Origin of the sequence: Citrobacter sedlakii NBRC 105722, from assembly GCF_000759835.1 — a bacterium.
GTDB lineage: Bacteria > Pseudomonadota > Gammaproteobacteria > Enterobacterales > Enterobacteriaceae > Citrobacter_A > Citrobacter_A sedlakii.
In genome coordinates this window covers 1-954 of sequence record NZ_BBNB01000027.1, presented here as the reverse complement: position 1 = coordinate 954, position 954 = coordinate 1, and the positions used below count along the sequence as shown (strand labels likewise).

The 954-nt window shown below is 44.3% G+C and carries 2 protein-coding genes; both read right to left on the bottom strand.

Translation table 11 applies throughout. The features are described 5' to 3' along the window. Window positions 1-190: 190 nt before the first annotated feature. Complete coding sequence (locus CSE01S_RS21895) at window positions 191-454, bottom strand: bacteriocin immunity protein (protein WP_042293186.1); 264 nt, start codon at window positions 452-454, stop codon at window positions 191-193. After that, window positions 451-954: pyocin-S2/colicin E7-DNase domain-containing protein (locus CSE01S_RS21890; RefSeq protein ID WP_042293184.1), on the bottom strand; the 504-nt coding region annotated here is incomplete at its 5' end. The genes CSE01S_RS21895 and CSE01S_RS21890, both read right to left, overlap by 4 nt.

Sequence of the window (954 nt, the reverse complement as noted above, 5' to 3'; positions counted from 1 at the left end):
GATACCGGCATCGGTGCAGCCTTTCTCCTTCAGGCAGGATTTTGCATACACCGGCGTCACCCAGGGAGTCAGCGTTTCGGGGTTAAATTCCCTCATGGTCGCCGGAGGACATCCAGACCAGAGCTAGCGGCCTCAAGCTATTTACAAAGGCTACTATGTAGCAGCCAATGCGTTATTCAACCCCGATGAACTATGAGTCTTTAAATAATGGAAGTCCTTTTGATTTTCTCCATTTTTTTATTGTGCTGACAATGCCCTCAGGGGAATCATCCTCACCATCTTCAGGATAATAAATAAGGCCATTACCCCTTGGATGTTGTACAAGCGCTTCGAATTTTGATACCAATGCGTGATGTTCCACCTCTGAATTTGAATTGACCTCCACAATATCGGTTACGAATTGGATAAACTCGTTTTCTGTATAGTCACTAAGTTGTTTATATGAGGCCGTCATTCACTTTTTCCTCTATGAATATTAATATGCCGTCTTGGGGTAGCTACCGACAAATTGTCCATGTCAAATACCTTCCCCCCATCTATAATTCTTTCATTATGATGGATTTCAAATGTTTTGCGACCTCCAACCTGCTCTTCTGGAATCGTGAAAGGTGCGTATCCTTTTTTTATTAATGCCTGATTACCTCTCGTAAATTGAGAAAGCAATGCTGAGTCTTCAGCTACAGCTTTCCAAAAGGCAGATCTAAACGCATCAAAATTACTAAACTTTTGTCCTCTTAGCTTATCCGCGATTTGAGATGGCACTGGCGCACCCAGACCAGAGCTGGCAGCCTCAAGCCATTTTTCAGAATCTGATAGCTCCTCACCTTTCCCTGTTGCCACACCTGGCTTATCCCTTGCGGTTTTGAGATAAACATAAATCGGCTTAATCCCGGAATCAGCAGGGAACACCAGAATGTAATCGTTAAGATCCCGCTCTTCCGGCACCGGGAATGG

Coding starts and splice junctions, on each gene's coding strand:
- CSE01S_RS21895 (WP_042293186.1), bottom strand. CDS start 454: ATGACGGCCTCATATAAACAACTTAGTGACTATACAGAAAACGAGTTT.